Annotated in this window: 2 protein-coding genes; both read left to right on the top strand. The window is 54.8% G+C overall.

Going from position 1 to position 897, the window contains the following annotated elements; translation table 11 throughout:
- On the top strand, window positions 1-296 hold a 296-nt coding region (locus ACGTN6_RS20605; RefSeq protein ID WP_394594926.1), incomplete at its 5' end, for a TIGR03750 family conjugal transfer protein.
- A 14-nt stretch (window positions 297-310) separates the two neighbouring features.
- Window positions 311-897 (top strand): PFL_4703 family integrating conjugative element protein (locus tag ACGTN6_RS20600; RefSeq protein ID WP_394594924.1); only part of this gene is annotated, 587 nt, incomplete at its 3' end.

Genomic DNA, 897 nt, shown 5'->3' with positions numbered 1-897 from the left:
GCGAAGTGGTGATCACGGCTTTGACTGGATGTGTGATCGGCATCCCCATAGGGATAGTTGGTGCCTTCCTGGTAGGGGCGTGGGCCATGGTGCCGACCATGATGTTCCTGTTGGGCGGGATATTTCTTTGGTTTGGAGGAACTATCATGCGCCGCTTGCGTCGTGGTCGGCCGCCTGAATTGCTTTATCGCTCGCTGCAGTGGCGCTTCAGCTCCCTGGGAATCCAAATGAGCAGTGAAGACTTGATCACCCGGTCCAGTGTCTACCGCTGTCAGCGGGATCGGACGACAACATAACAGGGAGGCAACTTGTGAGCCGTTTTCGTCATGCAGTGAGTGCCCGTGATTCGCATATCACCACCCTGCGAGTAGCTATCGGGGTTCTGGTCCTGGCCTGTGCTGCGCTCTGGTGGGGTTGGAAGTCCGCTCCCGAGGATCTGACGATTCATAATCCGCCGGATTTAAGGTCAGGCAGCACACGCGCTTGGTGGGAGGTTCCACCTTCGTCTGTGTATGCGTTCGGCTTCTATATCTGGCAGCAAGTCAATCGCTGGCCATCCAATGGCGAGGCGGATTATAAGCGTAACTTGCGAGCATATTCGACATATATTACGCAGTCCTGTCAGCTTTATTTGGAGAACGACTATCAGGCTCGTAGTGATCGGAACGAACTGCGTGGTCGTACTCGAGGCATTTATGAGATTCCGGGTCGCGGATACAACAAAGATTCCGTCGAGGTTATCAACCGCGATCAGTGGGTAGTAACTCTGGATTTGGCGATCGATGAGCAGTATTCAGGAACGCCGGTGCGCAATCTGTTCATTCGCTACCCGCTCCGGGTCGTGCGTGCAGACGTTGATCCTGAGCGAAACCCCTGGAGGCTCCAAATCGACTGCTT

Origin of the sequence: Halomonas sp. B23F22_20 (assembly GCF_043496985.1) — a bacterium.
Lineage (GTDB): Bacteria > Pseudomonadota > Gammaproteobacteria > Pseudomonadales > Halomonadaceae > Halomonas.
Note: the sequence above shows the minus strand (reverse complement) of the source record. Positions and strands in the feature narration are given on the sequence as shown.